This is a genomic window from Maribacter luteus (genome assembly GCF_009674825.1).
Classification (GTDB): domain Bacteria; phylum Bacteroidota; class Bacteroidia; order Flavobacteriales; family Flavobacteriaceae; genus Maribacter_A; species Maribacter_A luteus.
Genome location: NZ_WKJH01000021.1, coordinates 159,044 through 182,096, shown reverse-complemented (window position 1 = coordinate 182,096; position 23,053 = coordinate 159,044). Strand labels below are relative to the sequence as shown.

The 23,053-nt window shown below is 39.8% G+C and carries 23 protein-coding genes; 19 read left to right on the top strand and 4 right to left on the bottom strand.

What is annotated here, in order from left to right:
* Positions 1–19 precede the first annotated feature (19 nt).
* The 7 genes from GJ691_RS13030 (at position 20) to GJ691_RS13000 (ending at position 5,924) form a co-directional block, all read left to right on the top strand.
* Positions 20–454 (top strand): SRPBCC family protein, encoded by a 435-nt coding sequence (locus GJ691_RS13030; RefSeq protein ID WP_154367570.1) that lies wholly within the window; start codon positions 20–22, stop codon positions 452–454.
* 273 nt (positions 455–727) lie between these two features.
* Complete coding sequence (locus GJ691_RS13025) at positions 728–1,612, top strand: hypothetical protein (protein WP_154367568.1); 885 nt, start codon at positions 728–730, stop codon at positions 1,610–1,612.
* Complete coding sequence (locus GJ691_RS13020) at positions 1,613–2,107, top strand: MepB family protein (protein WP_154367566.1); 495 nt, start codon at positions 1,613–1,615, stop codon at positions 2,105–2,107.
* Positions 2,108–2,251: 144 nt separating this feature from the next.
* Positions 2,252–3,109, top strand: a complete 858-nt coding sequence (locus GJ691_RS13015; protein ID WP_154367564.1) for a helix-turn-helix domain-containing protein — start codon at positions 2,252–2,254, stop codon at positions 3,107–3,109.
* 95 nt (positions 3,110–3,204) lie between these two features.
* Positions 3,205–4,062 carry an SDR family oxidoreductase gene (locus GJ691_RS13010; protein ID WP_154367562.1) on the top strand — a complete coding sequence of 286 codons (858 nt, stop codon included), beginning with the start codon at positions 3,205–3,207 and terminating at the stop codon, positions 4,060–4,062.
* Positions 4,063–4,237: 175 nt separating this feature from the next.
* Positions 4,238–4,999 carry an SDR family NAD(P)-dependent oxidoreductase gene (locus tag GJ691_RS13005; RefSeq protein WP_154367560.1) on the top strand — a complete coding sequence of 254 codons (762 nt, stop codon included), beginning with the start codon at positions 4,238–4,240 and terminating at the stop codon, positions 4,997–4,999.
* Between the two features lie 16 nt (positions 5,000–5,015).
* On the top strand, positions 5,016–5,924 hold the full coding sequence (locus tag GJ691_RS13000; RefSeq protein WP_154367558.1) for a helix-turn-helix domain-containing protein: 909 nt from the start codon (positions 5,016–5,018) through the stop codon (positions 5,922–5,924).
* Between the two features lie 145 nt (positions 5,925–6,069).
* Here GJ691_RS13000 and GJ691_RS12995 read toward each other — a convergent pair whose 3' ends face one another.
* Together GJ691_RS12995 and GJ691_RS12990 are read right to left on the bottom strand one after the other, a co-directional pair.
* Positions 6,070–6,717: a hypothetical protein gene (locus tag GJ691_RS12995; RefSeq protein WP_154367555.1), complete on the bottom strand. Its 648-nt coding sequence runs from the start codon at positions 6,715–6,717 to the stop codon at positions 6,070–6,072.
* Between the two features lie 182 nt (positions 6,718–6,899).
* The gene (locus GJ691_RS12990; protein ID WP_154367553.1) at positions 6,900–7,181 is read right to left on the bottom strand and encodes an EF-hand domain-containing protein; all 282 of its coding nucleotides are present in this window, start codon (positions 7,179–7,181) and stop codon (positions 6,900–6,902) included.
* A gap of 472 nt (positions 7,182–7,653) precedes the next feature.
* Here GJ691_RS12990 and GJ691_RS12985 point away from each other — a divergent pair, with 472 nt between their 5' ends.
* Both GJ691_RS12985 and GJ691_RS12980 read left to right on the top strand, forming a co-directional pair.
* On the top strand, positions 7,654–8,916 hold the full coding sequence (locus GJ691_RS12985; RefSeq protein WP_154367551.1) for an Nramp family divalent metal transporter: 1,263 nt from the start codon (positions 7,654–7,656) through the stop codon (positions 8,914–8,916).
* A gap of 4 nt (positions 8,917–8,920) precedes the next feature.
* Entirely contained in the window at positions 8,921–10,015 is a 1,095-nt protein-coding gene (locus GJ691_RS12980; RefSeq protein ID WP_154367549.1) for a type I phosphomannose isomerase catalytic subunit, read from the top strand.
* A 149-nt stretch (positions 10,016–10,164) separates the two neighbouring features.
* Here GJ691_RS12980 and GJ691_RS12975 read toward each other — a convergent pair whose 3' ends face one another.
* Together GJ691_RS12975 and nadE are read right to left on the bottom strand one after the other, a co-directional pair.
* The gene (locus tag GJ691_RS12975; protein ID WP_154367547.1) at positions 10,165–10,818 is read right to left on the bottom strand and encodes a helix-hairpin-helix domain-containing protein; all 654 of its coding nucleotides are present in this window, start codon (positions 10,816–10,818) and stop codon (positions 10,165–10,167) included.
* Positions 10,819–11,029: 211 nt separating this feature from the next.
* Positions 11,030–12,967: an NAD(+) synthase gene (gene nadE, locus GJ691_RS12970; protein WP_154367545.1), complete on the bottom strand. Its 1,938-nt coding sequence runs from the start codon at positions 12,965–12,967 to the stop codon at positions 11,030–11,032.
* Positions 12,968–13,197: 230 nt separating this feature from the next.
* On the opposite strand from nadE, the gene GJ691_RS12965 reads away from it, so the two are divergent.
* The 10 genes from GJ691_RS12965 to GJ691_RS12920 all read left to right on the top strand — a co-directional run bounded on the left by GJ691_RS12965 (position 13,198) and on the right by GJ691_RS12920 (position 22,658).
* Positions 13,198–14,136 (top strand): family 43 glycosylhydrolase, encoded by a 939-nt coding sequence (locus GJ691_RS12965; RefSeq protein ID WP_246200180.1) that lies wholly within the window; start codon positions 13,198–13,200, stop codon positions 14,134–14,136.
* 230 nt (positions 14,137–14,366) lie between these two features.
* Positions 14,367–15,296: a ketopantoate reductase family protein gene (locus GJ691_RS12960; RefSeq protein ID WP_154367543.1), complete on the top strand. Its 930-nt coding sequence runs from the start codon at positions 14,367–14,369 to the stop codon at positions 15,294–15,296.
* Positions 15,297–15,386: 90 nt separating this feature from the next.
* The gene (locus GJ691_RS12955) at positions 15,387–15,962 is read left to right on the top strand and encodes a leucine-rich repeat domain-containing protein (protein ID WP_154367541.1); all 576 of its coding nucleotides are present in this window, start codon (positions 15,387–15,389) and stop codon (positions 15,960–15,962) included.
* A 210-nt stretch (positions 15,963–16,172) separates the two neighbouring features.
* Positions 16,173–16,739, top strand: coding sequence for a hypothetical protein (locus tag GJ691_RS12950; protein WP_154367539.1), 567 nt, complete (start codon positions 16,173–16,175; stop codon positions 16,737–16,739).
* A 71-nt stretch (positions 16,740–16,810) separates the two neighbouring features.
* Complete coding sequence (locus GJ691_RS12945; protein ID WP_154367537.1) at positions 16,811–17,497, top strand: DUF6630 family protein; 687 nt, start codon at positions 16,811–16,813, stop codon at positions 17,495–17,497.
* A gap of 164 nt (positions 17,498–17,661) precedes the next feature.
* Entirely contained in the window at positions 17,662–18,897 is a 1,236-nt protein-coding gene (locus GJ691_RS12940) for an Lcl C-terminal domain-containing protein (RefSeq protein ID WP_154367535.1), read from the top strand.
* A 394-nt stretch (positions 18,898–19,291) separates the two neighbouring features.
* The gene (locus GJ691_RS12935; protein ID WP_154367533.1) at positions 19,292–20,047 is read left to right on the top strand and encodes an HNH endonuclease; all 756 of its coding nucleotides are present in this window, start codon (positions 19,292–19,294) and stop codon (positions 20,045–20,047) included.
* Between the two features lie 645 nt (positions 20,048–20,692).
* The gene (locus GJ691_RS12930) at positions 20,693–21,379 is read left to right on the top strand and encodes an HNH endonuclease (RefSeq protein WP_246200179.1); all 687 of its coding nucleotides are present in this window, start codon (positions 20,693–20,695) and stop codon (positions 21,377–21,379) included.
* Between the two features lie 185 nt (positions 21,380–21,564).
* Positions 21,565–22,176, top strand: coding sequence for a M23 family metallopeptidase (locus GJ691_RS12925; RefSeq protein WP_246200178.1), 612 nt, complete (start codon positions 21,565–21,567; stop codon positions 22,174–22,176).
* A 2-nt stretch (positions 22,177–22,178) separates the two neighbouring features.
* Positions 22,179–22,658 carry a cupin domain-containing protein gene (locus tag GJ691_RS12920; RefSeq protein WP_154367531.1) on the top strand — a complete coding sequence of 160 codons (480 nt, stop codon included), beginning with the start codon at positions 22,179–22,181 and terminating at the stop codon, positions 22,656–22,658.
* The last annotated feature ends 395 nt before the right edge of the window (positions 22,659–23,053 follow it).

The window sequence follows — 23,053 nt, the reverse complement described above, 5'->3', positions numbered from 1 at the left end:
AAATAGCCATAACAAAACCATGAAAACCACTGATCCTCCCATAATCATTGAACAGGAATTAAAGCGTCCCGTTGAGGATATATGGAAAGCCCTGACCGACGTAGGGCAAATGAAGCATTGGTTTTTCGATAATATCGACGGGTTTACCCCTGTCGTCGGTTTTAAGACCAGGTTTGTTGTAAAAAACGAGAACCGAATTTTCACCCATCTTTGGGAAATAACGGAAGTAACACCGTACCAGAGCATTACCTTTAACTGGAAATATGCCGAATATCCTGGAGATGCTTTCGTTACTTTTAAATTGATTGAAGAAAAGAATAGGGTTACCCTTAGAGTCACTATGGAAATCGTTGAAGATTTCCCCACAAATGTTCCCGAGTTCAAAAGGGAAAGTTGTGTTGGGGGGTGGAACTATTTCATAAAGCAAAGGTTAAAGGATTTTCTACAAAGCTAACCATATATAATGTATATCTGTTTGGGCTATTTAGAACTTATTATTTCAATACTTGCACACTTCTCTGAATTGTGGGAAATTTAAGGAGTAAAATTTGGAAGCAATTAAGTTCACACCAACATCCCACATTGCTTTAGTGATTACCCTATGACCATCAATAAAAGAAAAAAAACAAAATTCTCCAACACACATTTGTTGCTCACGATTGGTGCATTAATTATTTGCCTATTTTTTGGATTTGTATTCTACCGAATATACCAAAGCGAAACCAGTTTGGTTTCGATAATGATTATTCCTCTGGTTTTAGGAATTGTTTTTGAAAACAGAAGATTATCCTCAAATTGGAAAAGAATAGCCTTGATCATTAGTAGTGCACTCCTATTAAGTACTTTCGCCTTTATTCCCTCTAAGGGGGAAGATGACTACAGTTTTGAACATCATATTGAAATGTGGCCATATTTCTTCATTTTCATCTTTGTGATCATCTCTATGGCCTATCATGAGAAAAAAATAATTCCTCAACTTACCGAAGGCATCACCCTTTTACAATCGATTTCAATTATTTACTGGATAATGGATATTGGTTTTTTGGACAAAACAAGCACCCTTACCTATATCTTAATAGTTATTGGACTATTTTTTTGTATTGTATCCTTCATTCATGCATTTACATACCTTAACCTAACAAGGAGTTCCAGATTATTTTTAAGTATATGGAGTTCTTTGATTATGATACTATTCGGAATAGACCATATTTACCGGGTCTACAAATTCACTTATTTTATAGATTACAAAATGCTAAATGACGCCCTTAACATTCTTCAATATTTTTTACTTGGTGTCTCCTTAATGTACATATTTCAAAATTTTTACATGCTTTTTCCCTATCTCCCAGACAAATATCGTCCTTACGGAAAGGATCAAATGAAAGATATAAGGGATACGAACAAAATGCACATCAAACGGTATTCCCGAGAACAAATAAAAAAAACAGATTCATTCCTTGCCTTAATTTTTTCAGGAGGTATTTACTATGCAAATTATAGCTATCATATTATGCCAAGACATACGGCCATTTGGCTAGTATTTTGGATCTTCCCAACATTCCTATGGATAAAAGCTGTAATATTTACAAAAACTTTGAAGCCCATAAATTAAATGGACAAGAACCTCTCCCAAATAAAAATCCATATTTACGACCAGCTTAAGTTTGTACTATCCGATTTGATTCTAGAACCCGAAAGCAAAGCATATGGCGCTTGCAACTTTAAATTGAACAAACGGAACATCAGAAGCAGGAGTGCCAAGATCACCCCTAAAAAAGCCGGACAATTCGTTACCTTCTGGAAACGCCAAGGCATAGGACCCATAGAACCTTTTAACCATACCGACAATTTTGATTTGTTGACGGTGAATGTACGTACAGACAAAAGGTTAGGGCAATTCGTATTTCCTAAATCCGTACTATTGAAAAATGGTATTATCTCCAACGAGACCAAAGAAGGGAAAAGAGCATTCCGAGTGTATCCCAAATGGGACATTGCCAATAATAAACAGGCCATAAAAACACAAGAATGGCAACTGGACTATTTCTATGAAATCAATGGCTCATTGGATTTGAACAGGGTAATGTCCTTATACCATATCAATTAATTGTTTCACTTTAGTAAATAAAGATTTTCATGACCCTAATTTGCTTACTACTCCTTTTTATAGGAAATTTGGCCAAATGGGAAAGTAAAACAGTTAGTCATTTGATATAGGCCATTCAAAAAAATATCCGTTTGAATTACATTTATGGACAAAGAAATAATTTCCGAATTTGACTTTGAAAGCAATCAGTCCAATTTAGGTTTGGAGGTAATCCCCCTAAAAAAAGTCATTGACTTCTCCGACCAGAATGGATATGACCCCCATCGCCTTAATTTCTATCAGCTTATTGTTATCATCAAGGGACGTGGGATCCATGAAGTTGATTTTGAAACCATTGCCTATGTCGAAAACACGGTTATCCCGGTTGCCATGGGGCAAGTACAACGATTTTCCAATAACCCACAGCTAGAAGGTTATGCTGTTCTTTTCACGCCTGAATTCCTGATCAAGGAAGAACAGGATTATCATTACCTCTACGACTATACTATATTCAACCATGCTATTAACCCACAAAGCCATATCGCGAATAAGGAAGTACTGACACTCTTAAAGGAAATGATTACCGAACAACAAAAGGGATTACTTTTTGACTCGGGTGAATACCAACGCAATCTGCTTAAAAATTTTCTGATCCAAATAGAACGCAACAAACGGGAACGGGTTGAAATTGTCTGTAACGACTCGCTCAACCTATACATGAGGTTTCGAAAAACATTGGATGAAAACGTCAACTACAAAATACGGGTTGCTGATATCAGCCAAAAGCTGAACGTAACCCCAAAACAAATAAACAATGCCTTAAAATCATATACGAACACTACCGCAAAACAACTTATCGAGGACCGTGTTATACTGGAAATCAAACGTTTATTGGTCCATTCTACACTCACCATAAAAGAAATTGCCTATGAAATAGGTTTTGATGATCCTACGAATTTTACGAAATACTTTAAAACAAGGGTAAACATGTTGCCCACCGATTACCAAAAACAACGTCAGTAGCAATTTTACCATACGACGGCAGTTTTTTACCTTTTCAACCCTTACCTCCTACTGTACTTTTGAACTGTAAAATTTAAACATTAAAAAGCACAGTTATGAAAATTGCAATAACAGGGGCCACGGGCCAATTAGGGAACTTTGTTGTAGAACAATTGAAAAATAGGGTTTCATCCGATAGTATCGTCGCATTGGCCAGAAATACTGAAAAAGCATCGGCCTTAGGGGTTGAAGTCCGTAAGTTTGACTACAGTAAACCTGAAATCCTGACCAATGCCCTTCAAGGAATCGACCGCTTACTACTCATTTCGGGAAGTGAATTGGGCAAACGTAAAGAGCAGCATATCAATATCATAAATGCAGCAAAAGAGGCAGGGGTCAATTGGATCGTTTATACAAGTCTTTTACATTTGGAAACCTCAAGTCTTAACTTGGCTGGAGAACATTTGGCCACGGAAAAAGCATTGAAGGAATCGGGTATTGACTATACCCTTCTTCGTAACGGATGGTATTCAGAGAACTACACCGCATCAATTCCCGGAGCAATAGGAGGAGGTGCTTTTCTAGGAAGTGCAGGGAAGGGAAAAATAGCATCTGCCCCACGTGCGGACTATGCAGAAGCAGCTGCCATCGTAATTGCCGATGAAGGCCATAAAGGAAAAACCTATGAGCTGGCTGGGGATTCTTATTATACCTTACAGGATTTGGCGGGGATAATCTCCGAACAATGTGGAAAAACCATTCCCTACAATAACATCCCTGAAGAGGAATATGCCAATATCCTTAAAAACATTGGTCTACCCGATGGTTTGGCTTTAGGTTTGGCAAGTTGGGACGTTAGCGCCTCAAAAGACGATCTATTTGATGATTCCTATCAATTATCAAAGATTTTGGGTAGACCTACTACGCCAATCGCTGAATCCGTTAAAATAGCCTTGGACATGGCATCGGTCTAAAATCCGGTTTAATAAATAAAAAAGGGTCAACCAATAATTTGGTTGACCCTTTTTTTTATCTACCTCCTGTGGCCCAAAAATTAATCAATCATGGTTCTGCCTACAACAACCTATGATTTGGCTACTTATGGACTGTAATTTTTATTGACTTTAGCTGAAACAAAATTCAAGACCTATGACAACCAATAAAATCGCATTGATAACAGGCGGCAGTCGAGGCCTAGGCAGGGATATGGCCATTACGCTGGCAAAAAAAGGAACAGACATTATTTTCACCTATAACAGCAACCTTTCCGCTGCAAACGATGTTGTTGCCGAAATCGGGGCACTCGACCGAAAAGTAAAGGCCTTTCCATTGAACACCGCAAACAGCGATGGATTCGATGCGTTCTTTAGCAACGTTTCGGATTACCTGAACAAGGAATACGGAACGCCACATTTTGATTTTTTGGTGAACAATGCCGGGACAGGCATCTATAAGCCCTTTATGGAAACAACAGAAGATGATTTTGATGAAATGATCGACATTCATTTAAAAGGGGTGTTTTTCTTGACCCAAAAAGCCCTAAAGCTGATGAACAATGGCGGAAGGATCATTAATATCTCATCTGGACTAACACGGTTTTCTTTTCCCGGGTCATCGGCCTATGGGGCTGCTAAAGGGGCCGTCGAGGTTTTTACCAGATATCTGGCGAAAGAACTGGGATCCCGAAAAATCACCGCGAACACTGTTGCTCCGGGCGCCATTGGCACCGACTTTGGAGGTGGTGAGAACAAGAAGAACGAACAAAAGAGACATGCGATCGCAAACCTTACGGCTTTGGGCCGAATTGGGGAAGCTTCGGATATCGGTGGGGTGGTCGCTTTCCTTTGCGCCCCGGAGGCCGGGTGGATCAATGGCCAACGCATTGAGGTTTCAGGTGGCATATTCTTATAATCAGTACCTTTAAACCATGAAAATCAGGAGAATAAAATCAATAAGCGAATTTCATAAAATTAGGGGACTATCTAGTCCGATACACCCTTTGTTGAGTCTTATCGATTATGGGAAAACGAAAATTCTTCCCGAATATATCGGGGAACATTGGACCTTCGATTTTTATTCAATCGGAATAAAAAGAAATGTAGGCACACTTCGCTATGGACAACAAGAATATGATTTTAACGAAGGAATCCTATCCTTTATCTCACCAGGGCAGCGTTTAAGTATTGAACCTAATAATAAGAAAAACCTAAAACCCTCTGGTTGGCTTTTATTGATTCATCCCGATTTTTTTTGGAATACCACCTTGGCAAACTCCATTAAGGAATATGATTTTTTCGACTACGACATTAATGAGGCGCTCTTTATGTCCAAAAAGGAAGAAACCCTTATTGAAGGTATCATTCTAAATATCAAAAAAGAAATAGAGGGCAATATGGATCAGTTTAGCCAACACATCATCATTGCGCAGATTGAACTACTATTGCAATATGCGAACCGCTACTACCAACGTCAATTCATCACACGCAAGAAAAGCAACCATAATATACTGATCCAGGTCGAAAAAGTATTGAGTACATATTTTAAGGAAGAAAACTTGGTTGAGAATGGGCTACCATCGGTCAAATTCATTGCCGATCAATTGAACCTATCACCTTCCTATTTAAGTAATTTACTTAAATCGCTCACTGGCCTAAGCGCACAACAGCACATTCACGAAAAATTGATTGCCTTAGCGAAAGAGAAACTATCCACCACCGAACTAACGGTAAGTGAAATAGCCTACGGGTTGGGTTTTGGGCATCCCCAATCATTTAGTAAGTTATTCAAAAAGAAAGTAAAGCTATCACCGATGAAATTTAGGACCAGTTTTAATTGAAGGGTCTACTCTACACATATTCCATCCTTTTTCGCCAATCATAATATCAAAATTGGAAGTACCCTAGTAAAGGAATGCATAAAATAAACTTCCCTTTATTGATTAAATTTTTCGGTATTCCGGTTGTAAGGGATTTAGGTTCTTATCAACTGACATTCGCTATACGCAAAGGCTTTAACCCCACCACCAATCCGAATGCCATTAAGGTTACCACAAAAGCGACTATAAAAAGTATATTTTGAAAATTGCCCACTATACCATAGGGTTCGTCATCCACCGCAAATCCGTCATTTTCCATTGTTAAGTGGGCAATATAATCGTTGTTCCTATCTAATATAAGTAGATTTCTTTCCATCCCGTTTCTCAATACGACCATAGCACTTCTGCTATTGTATATATGTCGGAAAAACGTATTTTCGATATCCACGGTTTCTAATTGGCCGGGGTCATCTATTTTATAATTCACGGTGACTTCGTTTCCCAAAGTGACCATAGGGTTGTTTAGCGTAACGCTCCTACCATTAAAATAAAGCGATAGATGATTAGAAAGCAAGGAGGTAATCAATTCTTCAAATGCTTCGGGAGGGCAATAGCCTTCAACCGTATATTCTTCCTGCACCACCTCATCAAAAGCAGAACGTGCAGCCCGAATCTCGAGAATCCATTGACCGTTTTCTCCCTGAAACAGTGAAGTACTAGATTCTGGATGGGAGTAGCCCAATACCGTTATCGGAACCAATAGCCATAGTCCTACAACAAGCAATCGTAATATTTTACTGCTTCTAACGAACATAAGTATCATTTAAACCATTCCTCACTTCATTCTGCTTTGAAAATTCCTTACATCATATTTGTCTCCAAATATTAAACCCTCCTCAACACTTTCCTCTTTGATATTTACAATCCCTTCAGGGCAACGCCGTACTTGGAGGGAACTGTACGCATGGCCCCGTTAGGATTTTAAAAAAATTCCCTTTATCGTTGTGGCCTTCCTCCTTCTGGTTTTGGCGCTTTTTCAATCTCCTCCAATGAAAGGGAACCGTCTTTATTACTATCTATTTCCGCGAACATTTCCTTCAAAGGACCTTGTACTTCATCTTTTGAAAGAACTCCATCCCCATTTTCATCCATATGTTTTATAATTTCATCAGCGGAAGGTGGTTCTTGATCATTCTGCCGTTTTTGTGATTTTTTGCCATTACACGCAACTACGAAAAATACACATGCCATGACCATTAAAATATATTTCGATTTCATTTGAATGTTTTTAAAATTTTTACGCAAAGTAATCTTCCGAAGCTTAAGAACAAGAACACAATCAACGAATTAGAGTCTTTCCCCGACAAATAGAAAGGTTTTATCTACGAAAGATTTACCCCAGGTAGAATTCTTTGAACCTTACCAAACCCCCGAAGAACGAACAAGTGATATACAATCTATTCACCAAGTTTGTACCCCTAAAACATACAAGAGGTTTTTCAGTTATCTTCAAGATGCCCACGCTTCCTGAATAAGTGAGGCTGCATAAAACAGGTCCTTATTAAATAACAGGGTTCCCAATCGTTATTTTCGTAACAAAAAACCGTTTACTAAAACATGGTCTTATTACCCTAATTCAGCATAGTTGACTATCTTCATACCTTGTTTGCTTAAACAATTCACAGGCATAATGTAAGTAACACGACAAACCGACCCACATGCTTAATTTTTTTTGATAAAAAAATCCTAAATGCAATCTGAAAAACAAACTTGGCGATCTAAACTCTCCGCCTACGTCGCACTTTTTTTACCCGGTATTTTCTTACTCGGATTAAATATTGGTACAGGTAGCGTTACCTCGATGGCAAAGGCCGGGGCCGACTATGGCATGTCTTTGCTTTGGACGATCCTTGCTTCTTGTCTTACCACTTATTTCATGATCAACCTTTACGGCCGATATACTTTGGTAACCGGTGAGACAGCCCTACAGGCCTTTAAAAAACACATTCATCCTGCCGTCGGTATTTTCTTTATCATTGCCTTGACCGTTGGGGTATGCGGTAGTGTCATGGGGGTTATGGGCATTGTTGCCGACATCTGCTACGAATGGTCAAAAACCATTGTGGATGGGGGCATATCACCGCTCTACTTCGCCCTTTTCTTTATAACGCTGGTCTATTATATCTTCTGGAACGGTAAAACCGAATTTTTCGAAAGGGCCTTAGCTGTGATTGTGGCCATTATGTCCGCCAGCTTTATCCTCAATTTTTTTATCATGATGCCGCCACCCATAGAAATCTTAAAGGGACTTATTCCTAAAGTACCCGACACGATAAGTGGTGATAAGAGTCCGTTTTTGATTATTGCCTCCTTGATCGGCACAACGGTTTTTTCAGGTCTTTTCATCATTAGGACGACCTTGGTAAAAGAAGCCGGTTGGGTATTGGCCGATATAAAAAAACAAAGGAACGATGCCATTTTTTCGGTGACCCTGATGTTCATTATCAGTGGATCCATTATGGCCGCCGCCGCAGGCACTTTATACGTAGAGGGCATTCAACTCTCCAAAGCTTCACAAATGATCGAACTTTTGCAACCTTTGGCCGGCAGTTTTGCCACATCGATCTTCGCCGTGGGTATAGTTTCTGCAGGTGTGTCTTCACAATTCCCCAATATCCTGATGCTACCTTGGCTCATTTGTGACTATAATGAAACCAAACGCGATATGAGTTTACCAAAATACAGGCTTATCGTTTTTCTTATATCGTTATTGGGCTTGGTCGTTCCCATATTCAATGCGCAACCCGTATTCGTCATGATCATTTCCCAAGCGTTGAATGCGATTATATTGCCCCTTACCGTGATAAGTATATTTTACCTGGTAAATCGCAAAGACCTTATGGGCGAACATAAAGCGGGTAAGGTTTCCAATATTATATTGACACTTATCCTATTGTTCGCGATTTTTACATCGGTCTCCGGAATTAAAGGAGTAATAGAATTAATGAATTAAAAAAATGGAAAAAGACTTACAACAATACGCCCATATACCTTTAAAACAAGTTACCAATAGGGTTTGGCGCACCTATTCCGGCGGTGCCTTGATCGATCGCTGGAAAAAAGACTCTCCTGAAGTAGATAATAGTTTTCCCGAAGAATGGATCATGTCCACCGTAACCGCCAGGGGCAAGAATCGACCTGTGGACGAAGGACTTACCAAAGTTGAAACCCCATCGGGACTATTGCCTCTAAAAGATTTGATAGATTCGGACAAGCAATTGTACTTAGGTGAAAAATTGGCCGAAAAATTCGGTACGACAGGGGTATTGATAAAAATGCTCGATTCCCAAGAGCGCTTAACCATTCAAGTGCATCCCGATAAACGCTACGCGAAAGAAATTTTAAATTCCTCCTTCGGAAAAACAGAATCCTGGTATGTTTTGAACACCCGCGAAATCGATGGTGAAAAAAGTGTCATTTACATGGGGTTCAAGAAAGGGGTTACCCGGGAACAGTGGGAAGGCTATTTCTATGATCAAGATATAGAGGGTATGTTGAACAGCCTTCACAAAATAGAGGTAAAACCGGGCGACGCCTTTATGATCTATGGCGGAGTACCCCACGCTATAGGTAGTGGCTGCTTTTTAATGGAAGTACAGGAACCTACCGATTATACCATGCGGGTTGAAAAAACCACACCGGCCGGACTTCAAATAACCGATGAACTGATCCATCAGGGGGTGGGCGAAAAAACGATGCTCGATTGTTTCCACTATAACGATTATACGCTCGAAGAGGCTATGGACAAATGGAAGGTGAAACCTGAACTTGTAGAAGCTTCGGAAGGGTTTACCTTCAACACCATTTTCAATAAAACACATACCGATTGCTTTGGTCTTAGTGAACTGGATCTAGACGGGGAATATACGGTAAAGGCTACCGGAAGCTTTTATGTGATCGTGGTGTACCATGGGGAAGGCACACTACTTTGTAACGGAAAAGAATATTCCTATGCGCAAGGTGATGAAATCTTCATCTCCGCGGCGATAGAAAACATTACCTTAAAATCTGACATAACCTCCAAATTATTGCTGTGTTATCCGCCAAGTTAAAAGACTTGACCTTTAGCGTTAATGCATATTTCAATAGTTCGATCAAAGGAAGCACTTCATAAATCGATGCATGTTGTTATTTGCAAAACATCAAACAAAAAGCCCCAAGAAAATTCTTGGGGCTATTTTTTTGTTAACAACGAAGTAAATTATTTTCCTCCGTCTAATTTATCCTGTAATTTTTTCAACTCGTCCCATTTACCTTGATCGGCCAATTTAGCCTGTTTAGGCCATGAACCTGGTTTGTGCATAGAATATCGAGGTCCGGCTTCTTTTAAAATCCCTTCAAGTTTGCTTACCGAAGCCCCACTCAATTTTTTAAAAGTACCAATGCCTTTATCGGTTAAAATAGAGGCTATTTTCGGACCTATCCCCTCAATTTTTTTCAGATCGTCCTTTTTGGCCTTCTTCACGGTTTTCTTAACCGGTTTCTTGGCTGTTTTCTTTACGGGTTTCTTTACCGCTTTTTTTACGACCTTCTTTTTCTCGGTCACAGCGGTCAAATCGACCACCCCGTTATCTATTCCGTCATAAGGCGAGGGCACATAAGCATCGGCCGCATGGTCGTTGAACCATCCTTTATCCTCACTTAAATAACGATACTCATATCGTTTACCGTTCTTTAGTTTCAAACGCTTTACATAAGCGCCTCCATCTTTATCCATCTGACAAGAACTGTCATTGGTCTGCCAATCATTAAAATCCCCCAAAAGAAGAATCGGGGCCGTACTTGGGGCCTCATGCTCCGCAATTGTGAACGTAACTTCAGTATAAGATCCTTTTGTGTGTTTTGTTAATGCCATCTCTATAGTGTTTAATAGTACTATAAAAGTAACATAGATATTGCTCCTATTCAAAAGATTAACGCAACAATTTGAATAATTTATCCTTTGGAGTTAAAGTACCGGTGACATTTGTGATATATTTCTAAGAAATAAGGACTAAAAACCCATATAACCGCTTAAAACACAGGTAATGCATTACAAAATAGGTTGATGTAAACCAAACATCGCCCTACTTGGCCATATAGGTATCCATCGCCTGAATCTTTTCTTTCAATACTTTGAACCTTTTGGTCTTCAATACCGGTAAGATCGATTCCCTGATGTCATAACCGTAACTGGATTTACTCGTGAGAATGATCGGTGGACTCTGTACCCTCTTGAAAACGTTACGTTGTATGGTATCGTAAAACCATTCCAAGTCCCTTAAGAATTCTTTGGGGTCATCAATATTCCATCGCAGCATCATTTCCATCCCTATTCCCAGTTTTTCATGCAGGTTGCCCTCAACATACCAGGTCATGATATCCTCAATGCCTTTCTTCTGAAAGTTGGTCGCTTCTTCCAACAACCGACAATGGTAACCGAATTTCATGGGATCTACCTGGTTGCTTTTCAACTCGGCGGTCGGTTGTATCTGTTCTTCCCCGAATCGCCATAGAGCATCGGGCAATAATAGTTCTGGGATAATCTCTTTTCCGAAGACCGCATCATTGATATAATGGCACATATCGGCCACTTCGGTTTTGGTAAGATCACCAATGGGGGTAATCGCCCCTCCCCAATCGCCGTACAAGGTGGCATACCCTAGGGCAATTTCCACTTTGTTCCCATTGTTGGTAAAGAAGTATCGGTATTTGGCGGACAGGTTCGAAAGTATGGAAGCCCCACGTATTTTCGCCTGTACGTTCTCCAAATTGAATTCACTCAACGGTTTCCCGTCCAGCTGTAAAATATGGGTGTTCGACTTTACCATGTCCTCAATCGGAAGAACCAGATATTCAATTCCCAAATTCTCCGCCAAGGCCTTTGCGGCCCCTTTGGTCTTATCACTATTGTATTGGGAGGGCATGTTCACCCCAACGACCTTGTCTTTCCCAAAGGCCAGAACCAAGAGGGTCGCGACCAAAGAGCTGTCGATACCTCCACTCAGGCCAATGACAAAATGGGGGTCATCGCCCAACATATTCCTTGAATTTTTCAGTCCGTTGAAAATGGCAAGGTATTTTTCCCTGATCGTATTTCCCGTTGGCCGTTCTTTAGAGGAAAACGAAGCCTTTTCATCAATGATCATTAAATCCTCTTCCCAACCTTTTTTGGATAAGATACAGGGATCCCCTTCTTCATTATAGACCGTAGATCCCCCATCAAAGGTTATCACGTTCTTTCCGTTGTTCTGTACACCGACACAGTTTACATAATAGTACTTTACAAAAGCCCCTGATTGTTCCTTTAAATACTTCACCCGCCTGTCCCTCGCATTGTTCTTCATAAAGGTCCATGGTGATGCCGATAGGTTTACGATGCCTTCGGCCCCGGCTTTAATGAGTATTTTGGTAATGTTTATAGGTTCCCCTTTGGCCCTATAGTCATGGCACCAAAGGTCTTCGCACAGTTCCATTCCCACAGGTACTTTTTTATCCCCTACTGAAATCAAGAATGGGGATAACAGCTCCCCGAGTTCCTTTCCATAGTCCATGGCGACATCGAGTAAGGAGAAAAAATAGCGCTCATCATCGAAAAACCGATAATTGGGCAACAACGTCTTGGGTTGTACCCCTACAGGCAAGATTCCGTTTTCCTGAACACGCTCGGTATATTTGCCATTTTGCATCACATATACGGCATTATATTTTCTACTACGCCCATCTTTATTGGGGTGATAACCTTCGTTCGACTCATTTACGTAAATATTTCCATAGGCAATGGCAATGTTTTCACTGGCCGCCAAAAGTTCCTCATTATAGCTCATGAGCTCCTCGCAATAAGCATCTTCAAGAAATTTATCGCCCAATAGATAACCGCCCACACACATTTCGGGGAAGCAGATCAAATCAACGGATCGCTCCTTTGCTTCTTGGATCATGCTTAGCATTTTATCTACATTCAATCGGGGTCGGCCGGGCACCACATCCATTTGTCCCAAGGCTATCGTAAGTTTATCGGTCATTCTTGTGTTGGATTAAGGAAACGTATTTCAGTTTACAAAAGTAAGGAATCGGTACATACTGGAAAGGTAAGGGCAATAACCTTCCCCTACCCTTTATCGGTTATTTTAAAAATTAATCCCTATCGATGTGGTCAACCCGATTAATTGTCAGAAATTTAAGGTAGAAAACCGGTAAGGACCAAGCGTTCAACCCTTACACTTTTTCGTACACCAAAAAAACCGAAGACACCATGAAATATGGCATTTCCACTATTCTTTTCCTGATGGTTATACATAGCGCTATCGCCCAGAACCCTTTTATTACCCATATGTATACCGCCGACCCTTCGGCGAGGGTATTCAACGATACCTTATACGTGTACCCTTCACATGATGAAGATGATGCCTCTTGGTTTTTTATGAAGGACTGGCATGTGTTTTCGACCACCGATATGCAAAACTGGACCGACCATGGGGTAGCTTTTTCCTTGGAGGATATCAGCTGGGGAGAAAAAATGGCCTGGGCGCCGGATGCGATCCAAAGAAACGGTAACTATTATTTTTATTATCCTGTGGAACAAAGTAAGATCGGGGTCGCGGTAGGTAATTCCCCTACCGGACCGTTTAAAGACCCATTGAATGCCCCATTGATACACATCAACTCGGAAGGGGTGGTCTGTAACCGCGATTTTATAGATCCCGCCGTTTTTATCGATACCGATGGGCAAGCCTATCTCTACATGGGTCAATTGGTCGTAAATGCGATAAAACTCAACGAGGATATGATCTCTTATGACGGGGAAGTGCATTTGCTCGAGGGAACCGATGACTTTTTTGAAGCTATTTGGATGCATAAGTACAACGGTAAATACTACCTTTCCTATGTTGGGACAAGTGGTGAAATAAAATACTGCATGAGTGATGACCCCTTGGGACCCTTTGAATACAAAGGTGTGATACTCCCTAAGATGAACAGCGGCACCAACCACCATTCGATCGTGGAATACAAAGGGCAATGGTATATGTTCTACCACAATTCGGATCTATATTACCGCAACCACCCCGAGGTGGAAGAAAAATTCGGTTGGGGGCATGAAGGGAGCCCACACCCCTTTCGACGATCTATATGTTTTGACAAACTGTTCTACAATGAGGATGGTACCATTCAGCCCGTGATACCAACAAAATAAATAACCGGAAATCCATAACTTCATATATGTAATGATGGAAAATAACCAAAAGTGTACTTTGGTTCTTATTTGTAAGACTTTTAAATCTGGAAATATATCAGCCCTAACTTGCTTGCCTATGGACAATATCAGAAATTTACAATTGGTAATATGTGAATGATATCAGCTTCAATGATACCCCTTGCTTTATATACGAAAAAGGGGCTCAATACCACGAAAATAGTAACTAGATGAAAATTGCAATAATCGGAACAGGCGGTGTAGGTGGATACTTTGGTGCTAAATTGGCCCAAGCAGGGTTCGATGTCACCTTTTTGGCACGAGGGGAACATCTAAAAGCAATACAAAAAAACGGATTACAGGTAAAAAGTATTCTTGGGGATTTCCATACCGATCATTTAACCGCAACCGATAGTATTCCAAAAATCGGAAAATCCGATTTGATCATCCTTTGTGTTAAGGCATGGCAGATCAAGGAAATCAGTACGGATTTAAAAAGTATAATCCACGATGACAGTATGGTTCTACCCTTACAAAATGGAATCTTGGCCTCTGAGGAATTAAAAGAAGCAATCGATGAAAAACATATCCTTGGTGGTTTATGCCGAATAATCTCCAAAATAGAATCCCCCGGAACCATCAACCATTTCGGAGTAGATCCAATTATCGTATTTGGAGAGCTTATTGAAACGGACGCAAAACGATCTCAAGAATTAAAAACCCTTTTTACCAAGGCGGGTATACGTTCGGAAATATCAAATGACATCACATCCGATCTTTGGGGAAAATTCTTGGCAATTTGTGTCAGTGGCCTGTTAGCGATTACAAAAACAACACATGGCGAGATAATGGAACTTAAAGAGACAAGACAAATGATGTTCGATTTACTGACCGAGATCTATGTGTTATCCCAAAAAGTCGGGGTACATCTGAAATCGGATATTGTGGACCAAACAATGGCTTTCATAGATTCCTTCCCGTATGAATCCACGACATCATTAACCCGTGATGTTTGGCAAGGCCGACCCTCCGAAATTGAGTACCAAAACGGGACGGTCGTAAAATTCGGGGAAAAATATGGCGTTGATACCCCTATAAATAAATTTGTCTACCACTGCATTTTACCCATGGAAATAAAAGCCAGAAAACCAAAGCCATAGATCAAACCATTATTGAAAAACATAATAAAGAAGTAGGATAACCGTGCTTTGACTTTAAACAAGGTTGACCTACTTTTAAACCCGATTTTCATGAAACCAACTATTTTATTTTGCCTACTCCTTTTTTTCCATACCGTGCATTCCCAAAAGAAAACCCATGATGAATGGGACACCGAAATTGGCACCATAACCGTCTACTTTTCCTTGGAGGAGGCCTTAAAAAACCCTGAAAGTGTAAAGGGATTACAGCTAAGGGACCAAGGGTTGAACGAGCTTCCGAAAGAGATAGGACAATTGGTGAATCTGCAGTATTTAAGGGTACATCACAATAATTTAACGACCATCCCGGAATTCATTATTTCCCTGCCAAAATTAAGGGTACTGGAAATCGGTGGAAATCATTTAGGCCAACTCCCAGAGGATTTGGGTGCCATGACCCAACTGGAGTATCTTGGTCTAAAGGCCAACGGACTCCTAACCCTCCCGGAATCGATTGGGAATCTGACCCATTTAAAAATACTGGACTTGGATTTCAATCCCTTGGAATACCTACCGGAATCCATAAAAAACCTAACAGGGTTAAAGCGTATGCATACGACCGGAAACCATTTTACAAAGGAGGAAATAGAGAAAAACAAGCAATTACTCCCAAACGTTTTTGGGTGATATGCTTTAAAGTAATAATCAAATGATCCATTTGCAAGTCATTATCAATTTCCGCCCCTAAAAATCCAAACTCGACAAGTACTAAAATACCGAACACTTCCGCATATGATTTAACAGCTATGATCACTATGTATGCTGCGTAATGGACGAAAGTTTGGTTATCATCGAATATAGTGGCTATATTTAGTGGTCATATGTAATCAATATTCAATGAGTGAATCCATCGTTTCGTTTGTTCCCCAAGTACTGGAATATGAAGATCCGGCCGAAGTTGCCTCAAAACTATCCCGGTATTTAAGTACCCACAAAGTGATCGGCACCGAACTGAAGAACCATCCGAACGCCCCATTTAAACGATTTGCCCCTGGCCCTAATTACAGGGAGATCCTAAGCTGTGGGGATGAATTCAACCAAGTGGAAGGAACAAATAACAACCATATCGACATTTTTTCAGAGCGAACGGTATTTCACGGGTATAACAATGGTTTGGACGAAGTGCTTTGCCCAAAATGCCAACAAAATCTAATCGGTACCAATTGGGCCGAAACCATGGATCGGTGGGCGAAAGGGGGTAGCGGACTATTCCAGTGTGAAAATTGTGGCAACATCGCCCCTATTTCAGCATATAGGTTCAGTTCCGAATCGCAATTTAGATGGGCCTTTAGCAATGTCGGAATCAGTTTTTATAATTGGCCCCCGACATTCACCGAGGATTTCCTGACCCGAATAGCAGGGATTCTTGAAAGCCCTGTTGTCATTGTCCATGCCCACCTCTAAAGCGAACACCACACAACGAACCTATTTTTAATCTAGATGGTTCTTAATCAAAAACACATAAATAATCCCCTATGAGCATTGTTATATTCAGTATGGTCGTTTTGGCCCTTGTCGCTTTCTTTTTTTATAAGATGAAAGGGTTGTTCGCTTCCGGCAAGAGTTTACCGAAAGAGAACGTACAGCCACAAAAAGCAATCCAATTGGCCAAAAAAGAAGATAAATTCATGCCACATCGTACAACGAAATTAAAATTGGATACCCTAAAAAACGATTATGGTAAACTTTCCGATTTTCTCATACATGGGTGCCCTAAGGAGCGATTGGATGAACTGTTTTCCAATATAGAGGAAGTAAAATCCAAAGACATAAAACCAAATGACCAAGGTTTCCATTATTTGACCAAACTCATGGACCAACAGGTAAAACCGGAGTACTTCCATTTTTTTAATTTGGATTGGAAAGCGGGCATAGAGGAGCTATACCAACACATTCAAAAAAGACTGGCTTTCAATGACATCAAGGCAGAATTGCCCAAGGTATCCGATTATCCGGAAAATGTTACCGTAAGCTATACCCTCGTCCTTAAAGATTATAATTACGCTCTGAACAAGGTTGGTTTAGGTTTATGGTTCGTGAGAAACCCTACCGACACCTATACCCTGTTTATATACCGGCTGGATCAGGCCGACCAAACATTTTGGGCATTAAGCCACGTTGGGCTCAATATAGACCCTTACAAACCTGAATGGGATGCGTAAGAGAGGGCAGCACAAAAATATCCTTGAAGATACAATTCCATACGTTCCACAAGTAGTGCCCTCAAATGCAAAATAAATACCGAAACTTGATAAAACTTTTAAACCTTTCGAAAAAACAAGTGTCAGAGTAGAGTAAGGAAGTTAATCCGTTTCAAGTTGTAAAAATGAGGGTAAAAAGAGTATTGTTTGTTGCTGGATTTTTAAGCGTATTGGCATGTGATAAAAACGAAGCCCTTTCACAGGAAAAAGAAGTAGAAGAAACGAATTTAAGTTATCCCTATGCGATCGTCGATACCGGCGTGGAAACCTTCTACACCGATCTGGCAATAACCTCAGCCCTATCGGATGGCGATGCCTTTTATGGCCAAGACGCCAATTACACCGGAAACACCCCATCATACACCGATAATGGGGATGGGACCATTACCGATAACGTTACCGGATTACTTTGGGAACAGGACATGGGGGAAAAACTCACCCTCGAGGAAGCTATGGCCAAGGCAGATGCATCCACTTTGAGCGGATATACCGATTGGCGCGTACCAACGATCAAGGAACTGTATTCCCTGATCCAATTTACCGGTCAGGTCATGGGGGAACAAGCGGTTGAAATGTTCATCGATACCGATTATTTCAATCAACCCTTGGGCGATGTTGGTATCGGGGAACGTGAGATCGATGCACAGACTTGGTCATCGACCGAATACGTAGGCCTTACCATGGATTCCGATGAAACCATTTTCGGTGTCAATTTTGTGGATGGGCGCATTAAGGGCTATCCGAAATACAAGAAGGCTACAGGAAGTGCCAATACCATGTATTTTAGAATGGTGAGGGGAAATACCGACTATGGCAATAATTCTTTTGTGGATAATGGTGATGGTACCGTAAGTGATAAAGCTACCGGATTAATGTGGCAAAAGGCCGATGATGGTGTAGCCCGGGATTGGGAGGAAGCTTTGGCCTATGCCGAAAATCTTGAATTGGGTACCCATTCCGATTGGCGTTTGCCCAATGCCAAGGAACTTCAGAGTATCGTCGATTATACGCGATCACCACAAACAACGAATTCCCCAGCTATAGATCCTATTTTTGACACGACGGAAATCAATGACCCCGAAGGTAACCCAGGCCAATATCCATACTTTTGGACGGGCACAACACATTTAGATGGGGCAAACCCGTATGCCAGTGCCGTTTATATTGCCTTTGGTGAAGGACAAGGGATGATGAACGGAACATTGATGGATGTTCACGGGGCAGGCTGCCAAAGAAGCGATCCCAAAAGTGGGGATAGCAATGACTATCCCGAATTTTTTGGACCTCAGGGCGATGTGCGCTATGTGTACAATTATGTCAGATGCGTTCGCGATATAGAGACGGGTTCAGAGACCCATTAAAATCATCTATTTACAGAAAGGGCACCCAATATTTCCTAGCCCTTACTTGATACGATCATACCTAGGACAACCGCCTATTAGGGCGGTTTTGTTTTTTAGATACTTCTTGAGCCCATAGGTGATTCACCGGCCACTGCTAAAAAAAGGTATTGCCATTACGGATATCTGTAAGGTGGTGTAAAATATTGTTTGGATATTTATAAGATAAAATAAAACGATTAAACCCTGACGATGAATCGAATATAGATAACCTTAACCTTTTATCGGGTATTTTTTGGGTTTATCTATTTGGGTTTGTTTACCTCATTTAATTGTAGGAAATTTATGATTCTACTTTTAATTCGGTTTATGGCTTTAAAGATTTCCTTTTAAATCCGCATCTTGACATAAGAGCATGACAAAAAACAATTGGACAAGGGAAGAAACCATCATTGCTTTTAATGTGTATTGTAAAATACCATTCAAAAGTAGTAGTAAGACAAACCCAACCGTTATAAAATATGCCGATATAATTGGCAGATCACCTTCTGCATTAAATATGAAGATTGGCAATTTTGGAAGACTTGACCCAGAGTTAAAAAAACAAGGAATTAAGGGTTTGTCTAATGGGAGTAAACTTGAAGAAGAAGTTTGGAATGATTTTAATGGAAATTGGGAGGAATTAGCTTTCGAAAGTGAACTATTGATCGCTAAATTTCAAAACAGCGAAATTGAAACAGGAAGCTTTGAATCATTTCCTGAAGGAAAAGACAAAGAAACTACAATAAAGTCAAGAGTAAATCAGAATTTTTTCAGAAGTACAATATTATCGACTTATAATTCAAAGTGCTGTATTACAGGATTATCCATTCCTGATTTTTTAGTTGCTAGTCATATAAAACCTTGGTCAAAAGACAAAGCAAATAGAACAAATCCCCAAAACGGATTATGTCTAAATTCAATTCACGACAAAGCGTTTGACAAAGGATTCATTACAGTTACACCAGACTTCAAAATCAAAGTTTCAGATTATTTTGATGATTATTCAAAAGAAAAATCCGTAAACGATTTTTTTATAAAATATGACAATCAAAATATTATCAAACCAGAAAGATTTGTTCCCTCACAAGATTTTTTGGAATATCATTATCAAAATATTTTCATCAAATGAATAATTTCCAAACAATAAGCCTAAAATATTTAAGAGCCTCTAGAACAATAGAAACTGTTCTTGTATCAAAGGTTGATTTGAACAAAATCTTCTTTGTTTATAATTATGAAGGAAACTCGTTTAGAGTATTTAAATGTAAAATGGATTTATTACATTTTTTTCAGGATAAAACTGAAAGTGATTTTCATTTTAGTACCGAAGATGACCTAGACCAGTTTTTATCAACAGTAAAAATTGCAGAATAAGTTGTATGCCTTTTCAAATTATAAGGTAAGACCCCCGCTGGCGCAAGCGTCACGCTTGTGCCTGTAAGCGTAAGAAGGATTTTAACAAGGCCTAAATAATTATAAAGTAAAAATTAGAAATGAGCATAAAATACAATTTCAATAACTTGGTAGAATAAAGGTTTTGTATCAGCGCCAATTGATTGAAGGTACAGTAGTACAAGAAAATATAGTTTTAAGAATAGTTAACGATTGAATGTTTCGGCATAATGTAATTTTGAAGGTAGCACCCATAATAAGAACTGGAAAGGTACGAGCGTGACGCTCGCACTTGCGGAGCTATGATTGTTATATTAACCGTTATGAACTAGCTTTAGAAAATCTGCAAACGACAAACAATAGAAATTACAAAAGCTATTGAATGAAAAAAGGTCAAAAACTTTGGACAAGAAATGAATTGATTTTAGCAATAAACCTTTATTGCAAACTCCCATTTGGCAGATTACACAGGTCAAATCCACAAGTTGTTCATTTAGCAGGGTTGATTGGCAGAACACCAAGCTCTATAGCTTATAAATTAGTGAATTTTGCTAGCCTTGACCCAAGTTTACAAGCAAGAGGAATTAAAGGCGCTTCCAATTCAAGTAAATTGGATAAGGTTATTTGGAATGAATTCTACAATAACTGGGAGGAATTGCCTTATGAGAGTGAAAAACTTTTATCAAAATTTGAAAATAAAACAATTGAAGAACTTAACAATATTGATTTAGATAATCTTCCCAAAGGAAAAACAAGAGAACAAGTAATTGAAGTGAGAGTAAATCAAGCTTTTTTTCGTAGCTCCATTTTAGCATCCTACAATAACACTTGCTGTATTACTGGTTTAAACCAAAGTGAACTATTAATCGCTGGCCATATAAAACCTTGGAGTACCGATAAGAAAAATAGATTAAATCCTAGAAACGGAATTGCCATCAATGCCCTACATGATAAGGCATTTGAACGTGGTTTAATTACAATAACACCCAATTACAAAATCAAAGTGTCAAATACTTTATTGAAACAAAAAAAAAACCGATTCTCTCGAAAAATACTTTTTCCAATATAATAATAGAGATATTTTTTTGCCCTCTAAATTTTTACCTGACATAGAATTTTTAAAATTTCATAATGAAAATAGATTTCTAGGTTAAGGAAATAAAAAAACACTCCATATCCTTCCCTTTCCATCCACTACGATTTAGTACGAACACACCATTCCCATTCACCAGTTGTATGGTCCTACAACCAAAAATGAGTACCTTTATACTACGATGTAACGGCTTAATCACAGCATGTTCCACAATGCCATACACGATCTATTTAAACGGTTCGCACCAATCAAAAACCGAGACCACATTGAGAAAAAGAAAAAAGGTTCTACTCACGCTACTGACCCTCCTGACCCTCGGTTTTTTGATTCCACAGCAATTGAAAATGCCTGTTCAAGGGGCAACAACATCGGACTATAACCCAAACTCATTTTGGTTTTACCCTTGGGGGAAATCCGTTACCCACAAAGGGGTGGATATCTTTGCCGCAACAGGAACAAACGTCCATGCTTCAACTATCGGTCTGGTTTTGTATGCCGGGAAAATACCCATGGGCGGGAAAATCGTTTTGATCCTAGGACCCAAATGGAGACTCCATTATTACGCCCATTTGAATGCCCTAAAAACGTCATCATTTACTTTCGTGAATAAAAAATCAACCCTAGGAACCGTTGGAACCAGTGGTAATGCTGCCGGAAAATCACCACATTTACACTATTCCATTGTAACCATGGTTCCGTATGTCTGGAGAATGGATTCGGACAAACAAGGTTGGAAAAAAATGTTTTATTTAAACCCCATAGCATATTTATAATTATGACCCCATCAAAAAGAGAAGACGTATCCGAGAGTGAAAAAGCATATCTCAAAACCCTGATCGAAGAACATATACACCTCAACACCATCCACTTTGGCAAAAAGCCCAGAGGGGTCATACGCTACGATAAAAGACCCAAGATGTACGGGGGCGATGGCACCGTGTACCTCCTACAAATGTTCGAGGAAAAAGAAGAGCTGGTCCATAACCGGATCGGGGCCTATATGATCTTACCTACTTCCAAGGATTCCGTAGGTTTCCATACCCACGGTTCCCGAAAAGAACAAGAGCTGTATGTGATCATCTCCGGGAAAGGCCAATACCTAGAAAAAGATAATTGGGAAAGCCCTGAAAAAACATACAACGTAGAACGAGGGAACATTACCAGTATGAGAGGCAGTGGGTTTCACGGTATTAAAAATATCGGGGATTCCCCCCTAATCATTTTTGTGATCACTACTTACGAAAGTAAGGTCTAGAACCAACCTTGCGAATGCAACTCAAGGCTATGAAATTGGAAAAAGAAAGGATAGGCCGAAAAAATTTTAGATAAACTTCCCAACCAAATAGAAACATTGATTTGCAACGAACTGTCCGAAACTTTAGATGGTATATTTCGGGGTCGATCTCCTTCTGTAGTGCAGGCGATTGGGCCGTAAAGAATTATTGAAGCCTTGGAAATAATTTAGGCCATAGCGACGGTCACAAAATTCCTTCTATTTTGTGAGCACCTAACGAAGGAGTGTCGTTTCTTTTGTTTATCTCATGGCTGGTTATTTCCTTAAACAGGAATTCGTGAACCTACGGTTTCGTTTTATTCATGGCTTATTTATTTTAAAATTAAGGTATTCATGAACCTCCTGCGTCGGTTTCA

What these genes read in the sequence shown, in the direction of transcription:
- GJ691_RS13030 (WP_154367570.1), top strand. Translation starts at nt 20, where the DNA reads ATGAAAACCACTGATCCTCCCATAATCATTGAACAGGAATTAAAGCGT.
- GJ691_RS13020 (WP_154367566.1), top strand. Translation starts at nt 1,613, where the DNA reads ATGGACAAGAACCTCTCCCAAATAAAAATCCATATTTACGACCAGCTT.
- GJ691_RS13015 (WP_154367564.1), top strand. Translation starts at nt 2,252, where the DNA reads ATGGACAAAGAAATAATTTCCGAATTTGACTTTGAAAGCAATCAGTCC.
- GJ691_RS13010 (WP_154367562.1), top strand. Translation starts at nt 3,205, where the DNA reads ATGAAAATTGCAATAACAGGGGCCACGGGCCAATTAGGGAACTTTGTT.
- GJ691_RS13005 (WP_154367560.1), top strand. Translation starts at nt 4,238, where the DNA reads ATGACAACCAATAAAATCGCATTGATAACAGGCGGCAGTCGAGGCCTA.
- GJ691_RS13000 (WP_154367558.1), top strand. Translation starts at nt 5,016, where the DNA reads ATGAAAATCAGGAGAATAAAATCAATAAGCGAATTTCATAAAATTAGG.
- GJ691_RS12995 (WP_154367555.1), bottom strand. Translation starts at nt 6,717, where the DNA reads ATGTTCGTTAGAAGCAGTAAAATATTACGATTGCTTGTTGTAGGACTA.
- GJ691_RS12990 (WP_154367553.1), bottom strand. Translation starts at nt 7,181, where the DNA reads ATGAAATCGAAATATATTTTAATGGTCATGGCATGTGTATTTTTCGTA.
- GJ691_RS12985 (WP_154367551.1), top strand. Translation starts at nt 7,654, where the DNA reads ATGCAATCTGAAAAACAAACTTGGCGATCTAAACTCTCCGCCTACGTC.
- GJ691_RS12980 (WP_154367549.1), top strand. Translation starts at nt 8,921, where the DNA reads ATGGAAAAAGACTTACAACAATACGCCCATATACCTTTAAAACAAGTT.
- GJ691_RS12975 (WP_154367547.1), bottom strand. Translation starts at nt 10,818, where the DNA reads ATGGCATTAACAAAACACACAAAAGGATCTTATACTGAAGTTACGTTC.
- nadE (WP_154367545.1), bottom strand. Translation starts at nt 12,967, where the DNA reads ATGACCGATAAACTTACGATAGCCTTGGGACAAATGGATGTGGTGCCC.
- GJ691_RS12965 (WP_246200180.1), top strand. Translation starts at nt 13,198, where the DNA reads ATGAAATATGGCATTTCCACTATTCTTTTCCTGATGGTTATACATAGC.
- GJ691_RS12960 (WP_154367543.1), top strand. Translation starts at nt 14,367, where the DNA reads ATGAAAATTGCAATAATCGGAACAGGCGGTGTAGGTGGATACTTTGGT.
- GJ691_RS12955 (WP_154367541.1), top strand. Translation starts at nt 15,387, where the DNA reads ATGAAACCAACTATTTTATTTTGCCTACTCCTTTTTTTCCATACCGTG.
- GJ691_RS12950 (WP_154367539.1), top strand. Translation starts at nt 16,173, where the DNA reads ATGAGTGAATCCATCGTTTCGTTTGTTCCCCAAGTACTGGAATATGAA.
- GJ691_RS12945 (WP_154367537.1), top strand. Translation starts at nt 16,811, where the DNA reads ATGAGCATTGTTATATTCAGTATGGTCGTTTTGGCCCTTGTCGCTTTC.
- GJ691_RS12940 (WP_154367535.1), top strand. Translation starts at nt 17,662, where the DNA reads ATGAGGGTAAAAAGAGTATTGTTTGTTGCTGGATTTTTAAGCGTATTG.
- GJ691_RS12935 (WP_154367533.1), top strand. Translation starts at nt 19,292, where the DNA reads ATGACAAAAAACAATTGGACAAGGGAAGAAACCATCATTGCTTTTAAT.
- GJ691_RS12930 (WP_246200179.1), top strand. Translation starts at nt 20,693, where the DNA reads ATGAAAAAAGGTCAAAAACTTTGGACAAGAAATGAATTGATTTTAGCA.
- GJ691_RS12925 (WP_246200178.1), top strand. Translation starts at nt 21,565, where the DNA reads ATGAGTACCTTTATACTACGATGTAACGGCTTAATCACAGCATGTTCC.
- GJ691_RS12920 (WP_154367531.1), top strand. Translation starts at nt 22,179, where the DNA reads ATGACCCCATCAAAAAGAGAAGACGTATCCGAGAGTGAAAAAGCATAT.